At 73.2% G+C, this 14,355-nt stretch carries 14 protein-coding genes; 4 read left to right on the forward strand and 10 right to left on the reverse strand.

Annotated features, from left to right (window positions below; translation table 11 throughout):
- The first annotated feature begins 18 nt into the window (after positions 1 to 18).
- A complete protein-coding gene (locus tag QWM81_RS02140) occupies positions 19 to 726 on the forward strand; it encodes an MBL fold metallo-hydrolase (protein WP_290109666.1) in 708 nt (235 codons plus the stop codon).
- A 375-nt stretch (positions 727 to 1,101) separates the two neighbouring features.
- On the opposite strand, the gene QWM81_RS02145 is transcribed toward QWM81_RS02140, so the two are convergent.
- A complete protein-coding gene (locus QWM81_RS02145; protein ID WP_290109667.1) occupies positions 1,102 to 2,142 on the reverse strand; it encodes an NUDIX domain-containing protein in 1,041 nt (346 codons plus the stop codon).
- A gap of 231 nt (positions 2,143 to 2,373) precedes the next feature.
- Here QWM81_RS02145 and QWM81_RS02150 point away from each other — a divergent pair, with 231 nt between their 5' ends.
- Positions 2,374 to 2,559: a DUF8839 family protein gene (locus QWM81_RS02150; RefSeq protein WP_290109668.1), complete on the forward strand. Its 186-nt coding sequence runs from the start codon at positions 2,374 to 2,376 to the stop codon at positions 2,557 to 2,559.
- Between the two features lie 147 nt (positions 2,560 to 2,706).
- Here the strand turns inward: QWM81_RS02150 and QWM81_RS02155 are convergent, their stop codons facing one another.
- The gene (locus tag QWM81_RS02155) at positions 2,707 to 3,666 is read right to left on the reverse strand and encodes an ROK family protein (protein WP_290109669.1); all 960 of its coding nucleotides are present in this window, start codon (positions 3,664 to 3,666) and stop codon (positions 2,707 to 2,709) included.
- 131 nt (positions 3,667 to 3,797) lie between these two features.
- Here QWM81_RS02155 and QWM81_RS02160 point away from each other — a divergent pair, with 131 nt between their 5' ends.
- Entirely contained in the window at positions 3,798 to 4,829 is a 1,032-nt protein-coding gene (locus QWM81_RS02160; RefSeq protein ID WP_435372310.1) for a LacI family DNA-binding transcriptional regulator, read from the forward strand.
- A gap of 140 nt (positions 4,830 to 4,969) precedes the next feature.
- Here the strand turns inward: QWM81_RS02160 and QWM81_RS02165 are convergent, their stop codons facing one another.
- The 6 genes from QWM81_RS02165 to QWM81_RS02190 form a co-directional block, all read right to left on the reverse strand.
- Positions 4,970 to 6,730, reverse strand: a complete 1,761-nt coding sequence (locus QWM81_RS02165) for a serine/threonine-protein kinase (RefSeq protein WP_290109670.1) — start codon at positions 6,728 to 6,730, stop codon at positions 4,970 to 4,972.
- Between the two features lie 99 nt (positions 6,731 to 6,829).
- Entirely contained in the window at positions 6,830 to 8,128 is a 1,299-nt protein-coding gene (locus QWM81_RS02170) for a DUF6986 family protein (protein WP_290109671.1), read from the reverse strand.
- Positions 8,129 to 8,288: 160 nt separating this feature from the next.
- The gene (locus QWM81_RS02175; RefSeq protein WP_290109672.1) at positions 8,289 to 9,263 is read right to left on the reverse strand and encodes an electron transfer flavoprotein subunit alpha/FixB family protein; all 975 of its coding nucleotides are present in this window, start codon (positions 9,261 to 9,263) and stop codon (positions 8,289 to 8,291) included.
- Between the two features lie 57 nt (positions 9,264 to 9,320).
- Positions 9,321 to 10,106 (reverse strand): electron transfer flavoprotein subunit beta/FixA family protein, encoded by a 786-nt coding sequence (locus tag QWM81_RS02180; RefSeq protein ID WP_290109673.1) that lies wholly within the window; start codon positions 10,104 to 10,106, stop codon positions 9,321 to 9,323.
- A gap of 190 nt (positions 10,107 to 10,296) precedes the next feature.
- Positions 10,297 to 10,878, reverse strand: a complete 582-nt coding sequence (locus QWM81_RS02185; protein ID WP_290109674.1) for a flavin reductase family protein — start codon at positions 10,876 to 10,878, stop codon at positions 10,297 to 10,299.
- Positions 10,879 to 11,080: 202 nt separating this feature from the next.
- Entirely contained in the window at positions 11,081 to 11,395 is a 315-nt protein-coding gene (locus tag QWM81_RS02190; protein ID WP_290109676.1) for a TlpA family protein disulfide reductase, read from the reverse strand.
- Between the two features lie 311 nt (positions 11,396 to 11,706).
- Here QWM81_RS02190 and QWM81_RS02195 point away from each other — a divergent pair, with 311 nt between their 5' ends.
- Positions 11,707 to 12,429: a lysophospholipid acyltransferase family protein gene (locus QWM81_RS02195; protein WP_290109677.1), complete on the forward strand. Its 723-nt coding sequence runs from the start codon at positions 11,707 to 11,709 to the stop codon at positions 12,427 to 12,429.
- 78 nt (positions 12,430 to 12,507) lie between these two features.
- Here QWM81_RS02195 and QWM81_RS02200 read toward each other — a convergent pair whose 3' ends face one another.
- Together QWM81_RS02200 and QWM81_RS02205 are read right to left on the reverse strand one after the other, a co-directional pair.
- Positions 12,508 to 13,578, reverse strand: a complete 1,071-nt coding sequence (locus tag QWM81_RS02200; RefSeq protein WP_290109804.1) for a threonine aldolase family protein — start codon at positions 13,576 to 13,578, stop codon at positions 12,508 to 12,510.
- Entirely contained in the window at positions 13,575 to 14,336 is a 762-nt protein-coding gene (locus tag QWM81_RS02205; protein WP_290109806.1) for an SDR family NAD(P)-dependent oxidoreductase, read from the reverse strand. Before QWM81_RS02205 ends, QWM81_RS02200 begins: the two co-directional genes overlap by 4 nt.
- Between the last annotated feature and the right edge of the window lie 19 nt (positions 14,337 to 14,355).

Raw genomic sequence — 14,355 nt, forward strand, 5'->3', positions numbered from 1 at the left:
ACTGCGTAGGTTCGCGGCATGGACTTCATCGAGGTGACGCCTCAGCTGTACATGTTCCGCTTCTCCATCGGCCAGGCGTATCTGTGGCGTGACGCGGACGACGACCTGACGCTGATCGACGCGGGCTGGGTGGACGCGGCACCGCGGATCGAGGCGGCGATACGCAGTGTCGGCCTCCGCCCGGAGGGCCTGCGGCGGATCGTGCTGACCCACTGCCACCGCGACCATGTGGGCGCGGCCGGGGAGCTCGCCGCGCGGAACGGCGCGCAGGTGCTGGCGCACGCCCTGGACGCGCCGGTCGTCCGGGGCGAGGCTCCCGTGCCCGAGCCCGTCCTGCTCGACTGGGAGGTTCCGCTGTACGAGCACGGCCTCACCGTGCCGGTGGCGCCGCCGACCCGGGTGGACCGTGAGGTGACGGACGGGGACGAATTGGGGTTCGGCGACGGGGCGCGGGTGGTGCACACGCCCGGCCACACGGGCGGCTCGATCGCGGTTCATCTGCCGCGCCACGGTGTGCTGTTCGCGGGCGACACGGTGGCGTCGGTGGGGCAGGTGGGGCTGGGCGTCTTCCATGTGGACCCCGAGGCGGCCAAGGCGTCGATGCGCCGACTGGCCGCGCTGGAGCCGCGGACGGTGTGTTTCGGACACGGTGACCCGCTGACGACCGACGCGGCGGCGGTTCTGCGGACGGCGGCGACCCGTGACGCCACCGCCGCGCAGCCGTAGGCCCCCGGCCCCCAAGCCCACCGCGGCGCCCGGGGCCCCGGCGCACACGTCAGTCGGCGGGGAGCCCACCGCAGCCGTCGAGTCGAACGCCCGCCGACCGGGGCACCGCCGTGACGCGACCCTGGACGCGACCGCCGGCCGACCGCCGCGCGGGCAGCAGACGCGGGCGCAGCCGACCGGGCGGCGCGGGCGGCGGACATGGGGTCAGCCGAGCGGGGCGCGCGGGCGGACATGGGGTCAGCCCGACCGGGTGGCGCGGGCGGCGGACGTGGGGTCAGCCGAGCGGGACGCGCGGGCGGACGTGGGGGTCAGCCGAGCGGGACGCGCGGGCGGACGTGGGGTCAGCCGAGCGGGACGCGCGGGCGGACGTGGGGGTCAGCCGACCGGGACGCCGGCTTCCAGGTTCAGTACGGTGCCGCGTTCGCGGGCGCGCAGCGCCCAGCGCAGCCGTTCGTAGCGCACCGGGGGCAGCAACCCGGACGCCTCCGCCTCGGTGACGAACCGCCAGCCGCGCAGTTCGGCGCCCGGCAGCAGGACCCGCTCGGCCTCGGCGGCGCTGATCCGACCGCCGTCGAAGAGGAGCCGCAGGCCGCCGTAACCGGGCGGGCGCGGCGGCTCCCAGTCCACGATCAACAGCCTCGGTACGCCTGGCAGTTCGAGCCCTATCTCCTCGGCGACCTCGCGTATCCCCGCGCGGGCCGGTGCCTCGCCCGGCTCGACCACCCCGCCGGGGAACTCCCAGCCGGGCTTGTAGGTCGGGTCCACGAGCAGCACCCGGTCCCGCTCGTCGAAGAGCAGGACCCCGGCGGCGAGCGTCTCGCCGGCCGGCTCGGGGGTCTGCACGATCTCGCACGCGCCCGCCGCCCCGCTCCGTACGGCTTCCGCGATGGCCCGGGCGGTCTCGGACGGCGTGAGGCGGCTGTTGTCGATGGCGTAGGCGTCGGTGGACAGCCAGCCGTCGAGCGCCGCGCGGTACGGCTCGATGTGGCCGTACGCCCACTGCCGGATCCGCTCATGGCCCTTCGGGTCGTCGTCGCACGCCTCACGGCGGGCGATACGTCCACGCAGGATCGTTTCCTCCGGTGTCAGCACCACGTGATGCACGGCGATACGGCGAGAGGCGAGCCCACCGAAGATCTCGTCGCGGTACTCCTGGCGCAGCAGCGACATCGGCACCACCAGCACCCCGCCGATCTCGGCCAGCATCGCGGCGGCGGCGTCCACGACCATGCGCCGCCACATCGGCAGGTCCTGGTAGTCGGTCACCTCGGCGAGCCGCTTCTGCGGCAGCAGGTACCGCAGTGCCCCGCCGATGATCTCAGGGTCGTACACGGTGCTGTTCGGGATCAGATCGATCAGTTCGCGCGCGGCACTGGTCTTGCCGGCACCGAACGCACCGTTGATCCAGACGATCACGGTTCCCCCTCCTCCGTAGCCCCCAGTGGCTTGCCCGCAACACCCTGCCACGGAAACACGCGTGCGGAAGGGGGTGGCTGATCGCGGACACAACTGTGGCCGGGCTGTTGCGGTTTCTCCGCGCTCCAGAGGCCCGTGGAAACGTCCCACTGTACGAAGAGATGCCCGCAGGGGCCGTAACGCTCCCGTACGGAGTGTCGTTGGAGCGGGCGGATGGACAGGGGGTGCGGGATGCAGCGCACGGTGTTGGAGAGGTTCCCGGCGGGAGGCCCGCGCGGCTCATGGCCCGCGGAGGAGTTCGCCCGGGCACGCCGCGACGAGGGGCTGGCGGCAGAGGTCGTGATGGACCTCGACTCGGACGCGTTCCTGGTGATCGTGGCGCAGAGCCGCGTGCGCGTGGAAGCCGGCGCACGCTGAGACGGCGTGAAAGCCCTCCACGCTGAGAGACGGCGTGAAAAGCCCGCTCACGCGCCGGGGCGGCGCACCCAATCGGCCCCTCCCGCACGCCACACCACGAGGCACGCCCCCTCCCCCGCATGCCGCCAGGGGCCGTCCCCGGCGCGGTCAGCCGCTGAAGGTCACCGGCGCCCGGCCGCGCGCCGCCGGGGTTGCGGCGGCGGCCGCGCCCAGGAGGCCCGCGTCCGTGCCCGTGAGCGCCGGGGCGACCGTGAGGCGCTGGACGAACGACAGCGTGGCGTAGTCGCGTATGAACCGCCGCAGCGGAGCGAACAGCACCTCGCCGGCGCCCGCGACTCCCCCGCCGATCACCGCGACGTCGATCTCGACCAGCGTCGCCGTGGCGGCTATCCCGGCCGCCAGGGCCCGGGCCGCCCGCTCGAAGGACGCGGTGGCCACCGGGTCGCCGGCGCGGGCCGCGGCGGCCACCGCGGCGGCGGTGGTGTCGCCGTCGGGCCCCGGGCGCCAGCCGTTCTCCAGGGCGCGGCGGGCGATGTTGGGCCCGCTGGCGATCCGCTCGACGCAGCCGCGCCCACCGCACGGGCACGGGTCGCCGTCCAGGTCGACGCTGATGTGGCCGATGTGACCGGCGTTGCCGGTCGGGCCGGTGTGGAGCCGGCCGCCCAGCACCAGCCCGCCGCCGACCCCGGTGGAGACCACCATGCACAGGGCGTTGTCGTAGCCACGGGCGGCGCCCTGCCAGTGTTCGGCGGCCGTCATGGCGACACCGTCGCCGACCAGTTCCACGGGCAGGCCGCCCGTCGCCCGGCGGACCCGCTCGACCAGGGGATAGCCGCGCCAGCCGGGCACGTTGACCGGGCTGACCGTGCCCGCCGAGGCGTCCACCGGACCCGCGCTGCCGATGCCCACGGCGCCCGCGCCGGCCCACAGCGGGGACGCGGCCAGCTCGGCGAGGACCGCCTCGACGGCACGCATCACCGTCTCGCCGTCCTCCCGCGCCGGGGTCGGCCGCTGGGCCCGTACGAGAATCCTGCCGCTGTCGTCCACCAGCGCGCCGGCGATCTTGGTGCCGCCGATGTCCAGCGCGGCGACGAGGTGGGATTGCATCGGTGTCGGATCCCCCGTAAGAGCGTGAGACTGCGGTTTCCCCGCTCAGTCTCCCGCTCGGTGACAACGTTGTCCAGGGCCTATGCTCGACGCCACAGCCTCGCACACCGACGACGACAGGACAGCGCACTGTGGCCGAAACCGCCCGCCACCCCGCCCACCGCTACGGAAACCGGCCCACCATGAAGGACGTGGCCGCCCGCGCGGGCGTCGGGCTCAAGACCGTCTCCCGCGTGGTGAACGGCGAGGCGGGCGTCACGCCCGACACCGAACGCCGCGTCCAGGAGGCCATCGAGGCGCTCGGCTTCCGCCGCAACGACAGCGCGCGGGTGCTCCGCAAGGGGCGCACCGCCTCGATCGGCCTGGTCCTCGAAGACCTCGCCGACCCGTTCTACGGCCCGCTCAGCCGCGCCGTGGAGGAGGTCGCCCGGGCCCACGGCGCACTGCTGATCAACGGCTCCAGCGCCGAGGACCCGGACCGCGAGCAGGAACTGGCGCTGGCGCTGTGCGCCCGCCGCGTCGACGGGCTGATCGTGATCCCGGCCGGTACCGATCACCGGTACCTGGAGCCGGAGATCAGGGCGGGTATCGCGACGGTCTTCGTGGACCGCCCGGCCGGGCGGATCGACGCGGACGTGGTGCTGTCCGACAGCTTCGGCGGCGCCCGCGCGGGCGTGGCGCACCTGATCGCGCACGGGCACCGCCGGATCGGGTTCATCGGCGACCAGCCGCGCATCCACACCGCCGTGGAGCGGCTGCGCGGCTACCGCGCGGCGATGGAGGACGCGGGCCTCCCGGTGGACGACGGCTGGGTGTCGCTGGGCTCGACCGATCCGGCGCGGGTACGGGAGGCGACGGCCGCGATGCTCGCGGGCCCGGAGCCGGTGACGGCGATCTTCGCCGGCAACAACCGGGTGACGGTGACGGTCGTGCGGGAGCTGGCGCCGCGCGAGCGCCCGGTGGCCCTGGTGGGCTTCGACGACATCGAGCTCGCGGACCTGCTGGGCATCACGGTCATCGCACAGGACGCCGCAGCCCTCGGGCGCACGGCGGCGGAGCGGCTGTTCCGGCGCCTGAACGGCTCCGACGACGCCCCCGCGCGCATCGAGCTGAAGACGGTCCTGATTCCGCGCGGCTCGGGCGAGATCCCGCCGTCCTCCTGACGCCAGGTCAACCGGCCGATGTCCGCGCCGGGAACGGGCCGGGCGGCACGCCGGGGGCGGCCGGGAAGGGCCAGGGGCGGGCCGGGCGGCGGGCCGGGGGCGGGCCGGGCGGCGGGCCGGGCGTCGCTCCCCGGCCCCGGTCAGCAGACCGGAAGTCCCGGCACCGGTGCGTCGTTGTCGCCGCCCTTGATGTAGACGTCGCTGACGTACACATTGGTGTTGCCGCTGTCGTCGTCCGTTTTCGCCCACCAGACGTTGGTCCACTCGCCCGAGGTCTCGCGGCGGCCCAGATTGGCCTGGCAGTAGAAGTAGTTGGTGCCCGCGTTGAGGATGCCGGCCTCGCTGCCGTCGGCCCGGTAGGACTTCGCGGTGCGCCAGACCTGGCAGTTGTACTTGCCGCCGCCGATGGAGTGGCAGGCGGGCGCGGGGGCCGGGTCCGCCCCGCCGCCGGTCGTCGTGGTGCCGCCGGTGGACCCGCCGCCTCCCGTGGTGGAGCCGCCGGTGGTGCCCGAGCCCGCCGACCCCGATCCGCCTCCCGTGGAGCCCGCGTCGCCCGGGCCGCCGTCCGGGCCGCGGTCGGTGCCCCCGTCCGCTGCCGCTCCCCGGGCGGAGGCGTGCGGCTTCACCGAGGCCGTGGGGGACGTCGCCGCCGCCGTACCGGAGGGCTTGGCACTGGGCGTTCCGCCGGTCGCCGAGGGGCTGCTGCCCGGGTCGAGAGGGCGGCCGGCAGCGGCGGTCCCGCTCCGGTCGGCCTGCCCGCCCGCCAGTTCCTGACCGGTCGCGGACGTGTCGTCGCCCATGAAGGCGTACGTCACCCCTCCGCCCGCGAGCAGGACGGCCGCCGTCGCCGCCGCGACCAGCACCATGGGGCGGCGCTTGCGCCCAGCCCGCGCTGCGGCCGCGGCCGCAGCCGGAGCGGCGGCCGGTGCCGCAAAGGCAGCCGCAGCCGGAGCCGGAGCGGCGGGGGCGGGGGCGGCCGGAGCCGACCCGAAGCCCGGCGGCTGGTGCGGCAGCACTGTGCGCTCGGTGGGTACGTACGGCGCCGGGCCCGCCGGCGCCGCCTCCTGCCCGGCCGCCACCGCCTCCAGCAGCCGCGCCGCCGTCGCCGCGTCCGGTCGCCGCGCCGGGTCCTTGTGCATCAACTGCCGCAGTACGGGGGCGAGGGCGCCCGCCCGCCGCGGCTCCGGCAGCGGATCGACGACGATCGCGGTGAGCGTCGACCACGTCGACGTACGCCGGAAGGGCGAGGCGCCCTCGACCGCCGCGTACAGCGTGGCGCCCAGCGCCCAGATGTCGGACGCGGGTCCCGGTTCCTGTCCCTGCGCCCGCTCGGGGGCCAGGTAGTCGAGGGAGCCGACCAGCTCGCCGCTGCGCGTGAGGTGGGTGGTGGAGCCGTCACCGGGGTCGTCCATGGCGGCGATGCCGAAGTCCGTGAGGACGACCCGCCCGCCCCGGTCCAGGAGGACGTTGCCGGGCTTGACGTCGCGGTGGAGCACCCCCACCCGGTGAGCGGCGTCCAGCGCCTCCAGCACCTTGGCGCCGATCGCGGCGGCCTCGCGCGGGTCCATGACGCCGCGTTCGCCCAGGACGTCGTCGAGGGAGGGCCCGTCGATGAGCTCCATGACGATGACCGGCCGGCCCTCGTGCTCGGCGACGTCGTGGACGGAGATGACCCCGGGGTGGCGCACGCGCGCGGCGGCCCGCGCCTCGCGCTGCATCCGCAGCCGCAGGTCGGCCAGTTCGGGGCCGGAGGAGTCCGTGTACGTACGGAGCTCCTTGACGGCCACCTCACGGCCCAGTACCTCGTCCAGCGCGCGCCACACGACGCCCATGCCGCCGCGGCCCAGCTGCCGGATCACCCGGTAGCGCCCGGCGATCAGTTCGTTCTCCCCCGAAGACACCGCTGCCCCGTTCCTCTGTCGCATCGTCGCATCAGTCGATACGGCGTACAGAGTACGGGGCAGCTGTGACAGTGCCGATGGGTGGCGGCGGTTGCGCGGTTACTGGGCCGTGGCCGTCAGGTCGCCGCGGCGCGGGGCGGCGAAGCCGTCCAGGTCGGCCCGGGACAGCCCGGTGAGGCGGGCGACCTCGTCGGTGTCGAGGGCGCCGCAGTCGATGCCGCGCAGCAGGTAGGAGCTGAGGGCCTTGGCGGTGGCGGGCTCGTCCATGACGTCGCCGCCGGCGTGGGTGGCGTAGGCGGCCAGGCGGGCGGCGGCCTGCTCGAAGCCCTCGCGGTAGAAGGCGAAGACGGCGGCGTACCGGGTGGGCAGGTGGCCGGGGTGCATGTCCCAGCCCTGGTAGTAGGCGCGGGCCAGGGCGCGGCGGGTGAGGCCGTAGTGCAGGCGCCAGGCGTCGTGGACCTTCTCGGTGGTGCCGATCGGCAGCACGTTGGTGGAGCCGTCCGAGACGCGCACGCCGGTGCCTGCGGCCGCGACCTGCATGACCGCCTTGGCGTGGTCGGCGGCGGGGTGGTCGCTGGCCTGGTAGGCGGCGGAGACGCCGAGGCAGGCGCTGTAGTCGAAGGTGCCGTAGTGGAGGCCGGTGGCGCGGCCCTCGGCGGCGTCGATCATGCGGGCGACGGTGGCGGTGCCGTCGGAGGCGAGGATGGCCTGGCTGGTCTCGATCTGGATCTCGAAGCCGATGCGGCCCGGCTCCAGGCCGCGCGCCTTCTCGAACTCCTCAAGGAGCCGCACCATGGCGGTGACCTGCTCCGGATAGGTGACCTTGGGCAGGGTGAGCACGAGGCCCTCGGGCAGGCCGCCGGCCTCCATCAGGCCGGTGAGGAAGATGTCGAGGGTGCGGATGCCCCGGTCCCGTACGGCGGCCTCCATGCACTTCATGCGGATGCCCATGTACGGGGCGGCCGTGCCCCGCGCGTACGCCTCGGAGATCAGCCGGGCGGCGCGGGCGGCGTCGGCGTCTTCCTCGGCCCCGCCCTTTCCGCCGTAGCCGTCCTCGAAGTCGACGCGGAGGTCCTCGATGGGCTCGCGCTCCAGCTTGGCCCGCACGCGCGCGTGGACGTCGTCGGCGAGCGCGTCGGACAGGCCGAGGACGGCGGCGAGGGAGGCGGCGTCGGGGGCGTGCTCGTCGAGCGCGGCCAGCGCCTGGTCGCCCCAGGAGCGGATAGTGCCGGCCTCGAAGGCGTCGCCGGGTACGTAGACGGTGTGGACGGGCTGACGGGTGCCGGGGTCGCCCGGGTAGCGACGGGCCAGCTCTGCGTCCACCGGGGCGAGGGAGGCGCTGATGCCCTCGCTGACCGCGCCGGCGAGGCTCGTTGCCACCTTCTCCTGCTGACCCATTCCCACACCTTCCTAGTTTCCGCTACACGGAATCAGTAATCCGTATGGTGAAGTTAATGGGTGGCTATGACCTGCGTCAATGGTCCCCCGAACGGCGCGGGGCCGCGCGGTGAAGATCACCGCGCGGCCCCGGGGCAGTCGCCGATCGCTCAGCCCTCGCTCAGCCCTTACGGGCCTTGACCTGCTCGGTCAGCTGCGGGACGACCTCGAAGAGGTCGCCGACCACGCCGTAGTCGACCAGGTCGAAGATCGGGGCCTCGGCGTCCTTGTTGATGGCCACGATGGTCTTCGAGGTCTGCATGCCCGCGCGGTGCTGGATCGCGCCGGAGATGCCCGCCGCGATGTACAGCTGCGGCGAGACCGACTTGCCGGTCTGGCCGACCTGGTTGGTGTGCGGGTACCAGCCGGCGTCGACGGCGGCGCGGGAGGCGCCGACGGCGGCGCCGAGCGAGTCGGCGAGCTCCTCGATGATCCGGAAGTTCTCGGCGCCGTTGACACCGCGGCCGCCGGAGACCACGATCGCGGCCTCGGTCAGCTCGGGGCGGCCGGTCGACTCGCGCGGGGTGCGGGAGACGACCTTGGTGCCGGTGGCCTTCTCGGAGAAGGAGACCGTCAGGGGCTCGACCGTGCCGGCGGCCGGGGCGGCCTCCACGGCGGCCGAGTTCGGCTTGACCGTGATGACCGGGGTGCCCTTGGACACGCGGGACTTGGTGGTGAAGGAGGCGGCGAACGCGGACTGCGTGGCCACCGGGCCCTCGTCGCCGGCCTCCAGGTCGACGGCGTCGGTGATGATGCCGGAGCCGATACGGACGGCCAGGCGGGCCGCGATCTCCTTGCCCTCGGCGGAGGAGGGGACGAGCACGGCGGCCGGGGAGCCGCCGGCGGACGCCGCCTCGTACGCGGCCTGGAGCGCGTCCACCTTCGGTACGACGAGGTACTCGGCGAACTCGGGGGCGTCGGCGGTCAGGACCTTGACCGCGCCGTGCTCGGCGAGCGTGGCGGCGGTGGCCTCGGCGCCGGAGCCGAGGGCGACGGCGACGGGCTCGCCGATACGGCGGGCGAGGGTCAGCAGCTCCAGCGTGGGCTTGCGGACGGCACCGTCCACGTGGTCGACGTAGACGAGAACTTCAGCCATGGGACTCAATCTCCTGCGATGCGAGAATCAGGGGGCGGGTGAGTGGCTCGGCGAGCCTCAGATGAACTTCTGGCTCGCGAGGAACTCGGCCAGCTGCTTGCCGCCCTCGCCCTCGTCCTTGACGATGGTGCCGGCCGTGCGGGCCGGGCGCTCCGCCGCCGAGTCGACCCTGGTCCAGGAGCCCTCGAGACCGACCTCGTCGGCCTCGATCTCCAGGTCCTCCAGGTCCAGGGACTCCACCGGCTTCTTCTTGGCGGCCATGATGCCCTTGAAGGACGGGTAGCGGGCCTCGCCCGACTGGTCCGTCACGGACACGACGGCCGGCAGGGACGCCTCCAGCCGCTCGGACGCGGTGTCGCCGTCGCGGCGGCCCTTGACGGTGCCGTCCTCGACCGAGACCTCCGACAGCAGCGTGACCTGCGGGACGCCCAGGCGCTCGGCGAGGATCGCCGGGAGCACGCCCATGGTGCCGTCGGTGGACGCCATGCCGCAGATGACCAGGTCGTAACCGGTCTTCTCGATCGCCTTGGCGAGCACCAGCGAGGTGGCCATGACGTCGGAGCCGTGGATGTCGTCGTCCTCGACGTGGACGGCCTTGTCGGCACCCATGGACAGCGCCTTGCGCAGCGCGTCCTTGGCGTCCTCGGGGCCCACGGTGAGCACGGTGATCTCCGCGTCGTCCGCTTCCTCGGCGATCTGGAGCGCCTGCTCCACCGCGTACTCGTCCAGTTCCGACAGCAGGCCGTCGACGTCGTCGCGGTCGACGGTCAGGTCATCGGCGAAGTGCCGGTCGCCGGTGGCGTCGGGCACGTACTTCACACAGACAACGATCCTCAAGCTCACGCCGGCTCTCCTACTGCATCGTCATAACTGGGCTGCCTTGTTGCACGCAGCATAGGCGCCTGATGGGGCGGTTTCCGCTCGGGGCGCCGGACGCCCCTGCCGAAATATTACTCGTCAGTACACCTATTGCTTTCCCGCTGAGCAAGCGCTTTGAACTGTGACCTGGGCAACGCTCAGTAACCGGGATCTCTCAGTCGCGCAGAGCGTTGAAGCGCCCTTGGTGGTACAGCAGCGGGCGGCCCGTGCCGTCCGGGTCCCCGGCGACGACCTCCGCCAGTACGACGCGGTGGTCACCGGCCGGGACGCGGGCGACGACCCGGCACACCAGCCAGGCCAGTACGCCGTCGAGGACGGGCACGCCTTCGGGGCCCGTGTACCAGCGTGTCGGGGGCGCGAAGCGGTCGGCGCCGCTGCGCGCGAAGGTGGCGGCCAGCTCCCGCTGGTGCTCACCGAGGATGTGGACGCCGACGTGCCCGGCCTCCGCGACGACCGGCCAGCTCGAGGAGGAGGTGCCCACGCCGAACGAGATCAGCGGCGGCTCGGCGGCGACCGAGGTCAGCGAGGTGGCGGTGAAGCCGACGGGAAGCTCCCCCCGCGCCGTGATGACCGCGACGCCCGCCGCGTGGCGCCGGAAGACGGAGCGGAACAGGTCGGGCGGGGCGAGGCGGGAGGTACCGGGGCCGGACGTACCGGGGCCGGACGTACTGACGCCGGACGTACTGACGCCGGACGTACCGGGGCCGGACGTACCGAGGTCGGGCGAGACCGTCATGGAAGGGTCCTTCTGCGGGGGACGCGGGGCGGGGGTCCTTGGCTGCTCAGACACCCGGACAGCGCGCGCTCGCGTCGCGGGCCGGGTCGAGAGGGGCCCGCCCATGGAGAAGGAGTTCCTGATGAGGCACGCCGTCAGCCTGACGATCGGTGGCGGGCGCAGTCAAGCGCGTACCGGGATGTGCGAGATGCGTCACGGCACGTCACATGGCGTGTCCGAGGGCGACGATGACGTCGGCCTTGCGGGGCTGCCCCGCCGCCTTGCGGACGATGCGGCCCTCGCTGTCGAGTACCAGCACGGTGGGCGTCTTGACGATGTCCAGCTCGCGTACGAGGCCGAGATGCCGCTCGGCGTCGATCTCGACATGGGTGACTCCGTCGACCATCCCCGCCACCTCGGCCAGGGTCCGCCGGGTCGCGCGGCACGGCTGGCAGAAGGCGCTGGAGAACTGCACGAGCGTCGCCCGCCGCCCCAGCTCCGTACCCAGCTCGGCCCGCCCGAGCACTCTCCCGCGCACCTCGGCCTCCTGTCTTCGTCATCTTCGTACAGCCCGGCAGCCCGTACAGCGCCGGGGGGACCCGCCCGATTCCCGGCCGCCCGCCGACCGCCCCGCGCGACCCGCCGAACGCCCGGCGAAAAGCCCACCGAACGGGCGCATGAACGGCCGCTGACCGGCCATGACGTGACGAGAATCTCGCCGTACGACGCTGTCAGGACTGGCCTGTACGGCGCACATGGTGCACGATCGGCCCAATGCCGGATACCTACGGCTGCGTAACTTCCGCCGGGAGAACCGTCCCCCAGGCTCACAAGAAGGGTCATCTCCAGATGGCAGAACTCGTCTATCGGCCGGTCATCGGCGCCGCTCTCACGCTGTTCAAGGCGCTCGACCTGAAGATCGACACTCAGGGTTCGGAGAACATCCCGCGCAGCGGCGGGGCTGTGCTGGTCAGTAACCACATCAGTTATCTGGACTTCATCTTCTCGGGCCTGGCGGCGCTGCCGCAGAAGCGCCTGGTGCGTTTCATGGCCAAGGACTCGGTGTTCCGGCACAAGGTCTCCGGTCCGCTGATGCGCGGGATGAAGCACATCCCGGTCGACCGCGAGCAGGGTGAGGCGGCGTACACCCATGCCCTGGAGTCACTGCGCGCCGGCGAGATCATCGGGGTCTTCCCCGAGGCGACCATCTCCCAGTCGTTCACGCTGAAGAGCTTCAAGTCGGGTGCGGCCCGCCTCGCCCAGGAGGCCGGCGTACCGCTGGTCCCGATGGCCCTGTGGGGCACCCAGCGGCTGTGGACCAAGGGGCGCCCGCGCAACTTCAAGCGCAGCCACATCCCGGTGACGATCCGGGTGGGCCAGCCGGTCGAGGCGCCCACCGACCAGTACGCGGGCGCGATCACGCGCCGCCTGCGCGGGCGGGTGCAGGAGCTGCTGGAAGCGGCGCAGCGCGCTTATCCCGTGCGCCCGAGGGACATGGCCGACACCTGGTGGGTGCCCGCGCACCTGGGCGGCACGGCGCCCACCGCGGCCCAGGTACGCGAGGCGGGCTGAACAAGCCAGGACAGAGACATCAGCGGCCGGCCGGAAGTCCCTGGACTTCCGGCCGGCCGCATCTGATTCAGTGGCGCGCTAGCGGGCCATCTCTTCCTTCAGCGCCTGTACGAAGCTGTCGACGTCGTCCTCGGTGGTGTCGAAGGAGCACATCCACCGCACATCGCCGGCCGCCTCGTTCCAGAAGTAGAAGCGGAAACGCTCCTGGAGCCGCCGGGTCACCTCGTGCGGCAGCCGCGCGAAGACGGCGTTGGCCTGGACCGGGTAGAGGATCTCCACACCGCCGACGCCGCGCACGCCCTCCGCGAGGCGCTGGGCCATCGCGTTGGCGTGCCGGGCGTTGCGCAGCCACAGGTCCTTGGCGAGCAGGGCCTCGAACTGCACGGACAGGAAGCGCATCTTGGAGGCGAGCTGCATCGACATCTTGCGCAGGTGCTTCATGTGGCCGGCCGCGTCCGGGTTGAGGACGACCACGGCCTCCCCGAGCAGCATGCCGTTCTTGGTTCCGCCGACCGTCAGGACGTCCACGCCCACCGCGTTGGTGAACGCCCGCATCGGTACGTCCAGTGAGGCGGCCGCGTTGGCTATCCGGGCGCCGTCGAGGTGGACCTTCATGCCCAGGCCGTGCGCGTGGTCGACGATCGCGCGGATCTCGTCCACCGTGTAGACGGTGCCCAGTTCGGTGTTCTGCGCGATCGAGACGGCCTGCGGCATGGCCCGGTGCTCGTCGTCCCAGCCGAACGCCTGACGGTCTATCAGCTCAGGGGTGAGCTTGCCGTCGGGCGTCGGCACCGTCAGCAGCTTCAGTCCCGCCATGCGCTCGGGCGCGCCGCCCTCGTCCACGTTGATGTGCGCGGACTCGGCGCAGATGACCGCGCCCCAGCGGTCGGTGAGCGCCTGGAGCGCGGTGACGTTGGCGCCGGTGCCGTTGAAGACCGGGAAGGTCTCGGCGGTGGGCCCGAAGTGGCCGTGCATGACCCGCTGGAGGTGCTCGGTGTACGCGTCCTCGCCGTAGGAGACCTGATGGCCGCCGTTGGCGAGGGCGATCGCCGCGAGGACCTCCGGATGCACACCGGCGTAATTGTCGCTGGCGAAACCGCGTACCGACGGGTCGTGGTGACGACGGGCGTCGGTACGGGCGGGGGTCACGGCTTGGGCGTCAGCCACAGGCGCTGTCCATTCACTTCCCGGGCGGGCTTGTCCCAGACGCCGGCGATGGCGTCGGCCAGGTCCTTGACGTCCGTGAAGCCCGCGAACTTGGCGTTCGGCCGCTCGGCGCGCATGGCGTCGTGCACCAGGGCCTTGATGACCAGGATAGTGGCCGCGGCCTTGGGCCCCTCCTCGCCCCCGGCCTTGCGGAAGGAGTCGGCGAGTGCGAGCGTCCACGCCTCGGCGGCCGCCTTCGCGGCGGCGTACGCGGCGTTCCCGGCGGTCGGCTTGGTGGCTCCGGCGGCGCTGATCAGCACATAGCGGCCGCGGTCGCTGCGCAGCAGCCCGTCGTGGAAGGCCAGCGAGGTGTGCTGGACCGTGCGGATCAGGAGCTTCTCCAGCAGGGTCCAGTCGGCCAGGTCGGTCTCGGGGAAGGTGGCGCCGCCGCGCCAGCCGCCGACGAGGTGGACCAGGCCGTCGATCCGGCCGAACTCCTTCTCGGTCTTGTCGGCCCACTCGCGGGCCGCGCCCAGATCGAGCAGGTCGACGGTGTCGCCGATGACGGTCGCCCCGCCGTGCGCGTACCGGGCGGCGTCCACCGCCTCGGCGAGCCGCTCCGGGTCCGCGTCCGAGGCGACGACGGTCGCGCCGGCCTCCGCGAGCCGCAGCAGGGCGGAGCGGCCGGCCGGGCCCGCCGCTCCGGCCACGGCGATGACAGCGCCTTCGAGAGCGCCGTTTCCGTTGCCCGTGCCGTTCATGGTCGTCGTCTCCTCCGTA

This window comes from Streptomyces ficellus, assembly GCF_030406405.1.
GTDB classification, from domain to species: Bacteria; Actinomycetota; Actinomycetes; order Streptomycetales; family Streptomycetaceae; genus Streptomyces; species Streptomyces ficellus_B.

Excerpts from the sequence above, each read along its gene's own strand:
- QWM81_RS02185 (WP_290109674.1), bottom strand. The coding sequence starts at position 10,878 with ATGACGGTCTCGCCCGACCTCGGTACGTCCGGCCCCGGTACGTCCGGC.
- QWM81_RS02155 (WP_290109669.1), bottom strand. The coding sequence starts at position 3,666 with ATGCAATCCCACCTCGTCGCCGCGCTGGACATCGGCGGCACCAAGATC.
- QWM81_RS02195 (WP_290109677.1), top strand. The coding sequence starts at position 11,707 with ATGGCAGAACTCGTCTATCGGCCGGTCATCGGCGCCGCTCTCACGCTG.
- QWM81_RS02170 (WP_290109671.1), bottom strand. The coding sequence starts at position 8,128 with ATGGGTCAGCAGGAGAAGGTGGCAACGAGCCTCGCCGGCGCGGTCAGC.
- QWM81_RS02175 (WP_290109672.1), bottom strand. The coding sequence starts at position 9,263 with ATGGCTGAAGTTCTCGTCTACGTCGACCACGTGGACGGTGCCGTCCGC.
- QWM81_RS02150 (WP_290109668.1), top strand. The coding sequence starts at position 2,374 with ATGCAGCGCACGGTGTTGGAGAGGTTCCCGGCGGGAGGCCCGCGCGGC.
- QWM81_RS02205 (WP_290109806.1), bottom strand. The coding sequence starts at position 14,336 with ATGAACGGCACGGGCAACGGAAACGGCGCTCTCGAAGGCGCTGTCATC.
- QWM81_RS02140 (WP_290109666.1), top strand. The coding sequence starts at position 19 with ATGGACTTCATCGAGGTGACGCCTCAGCTGTACATGTTCCGCTTCTCC.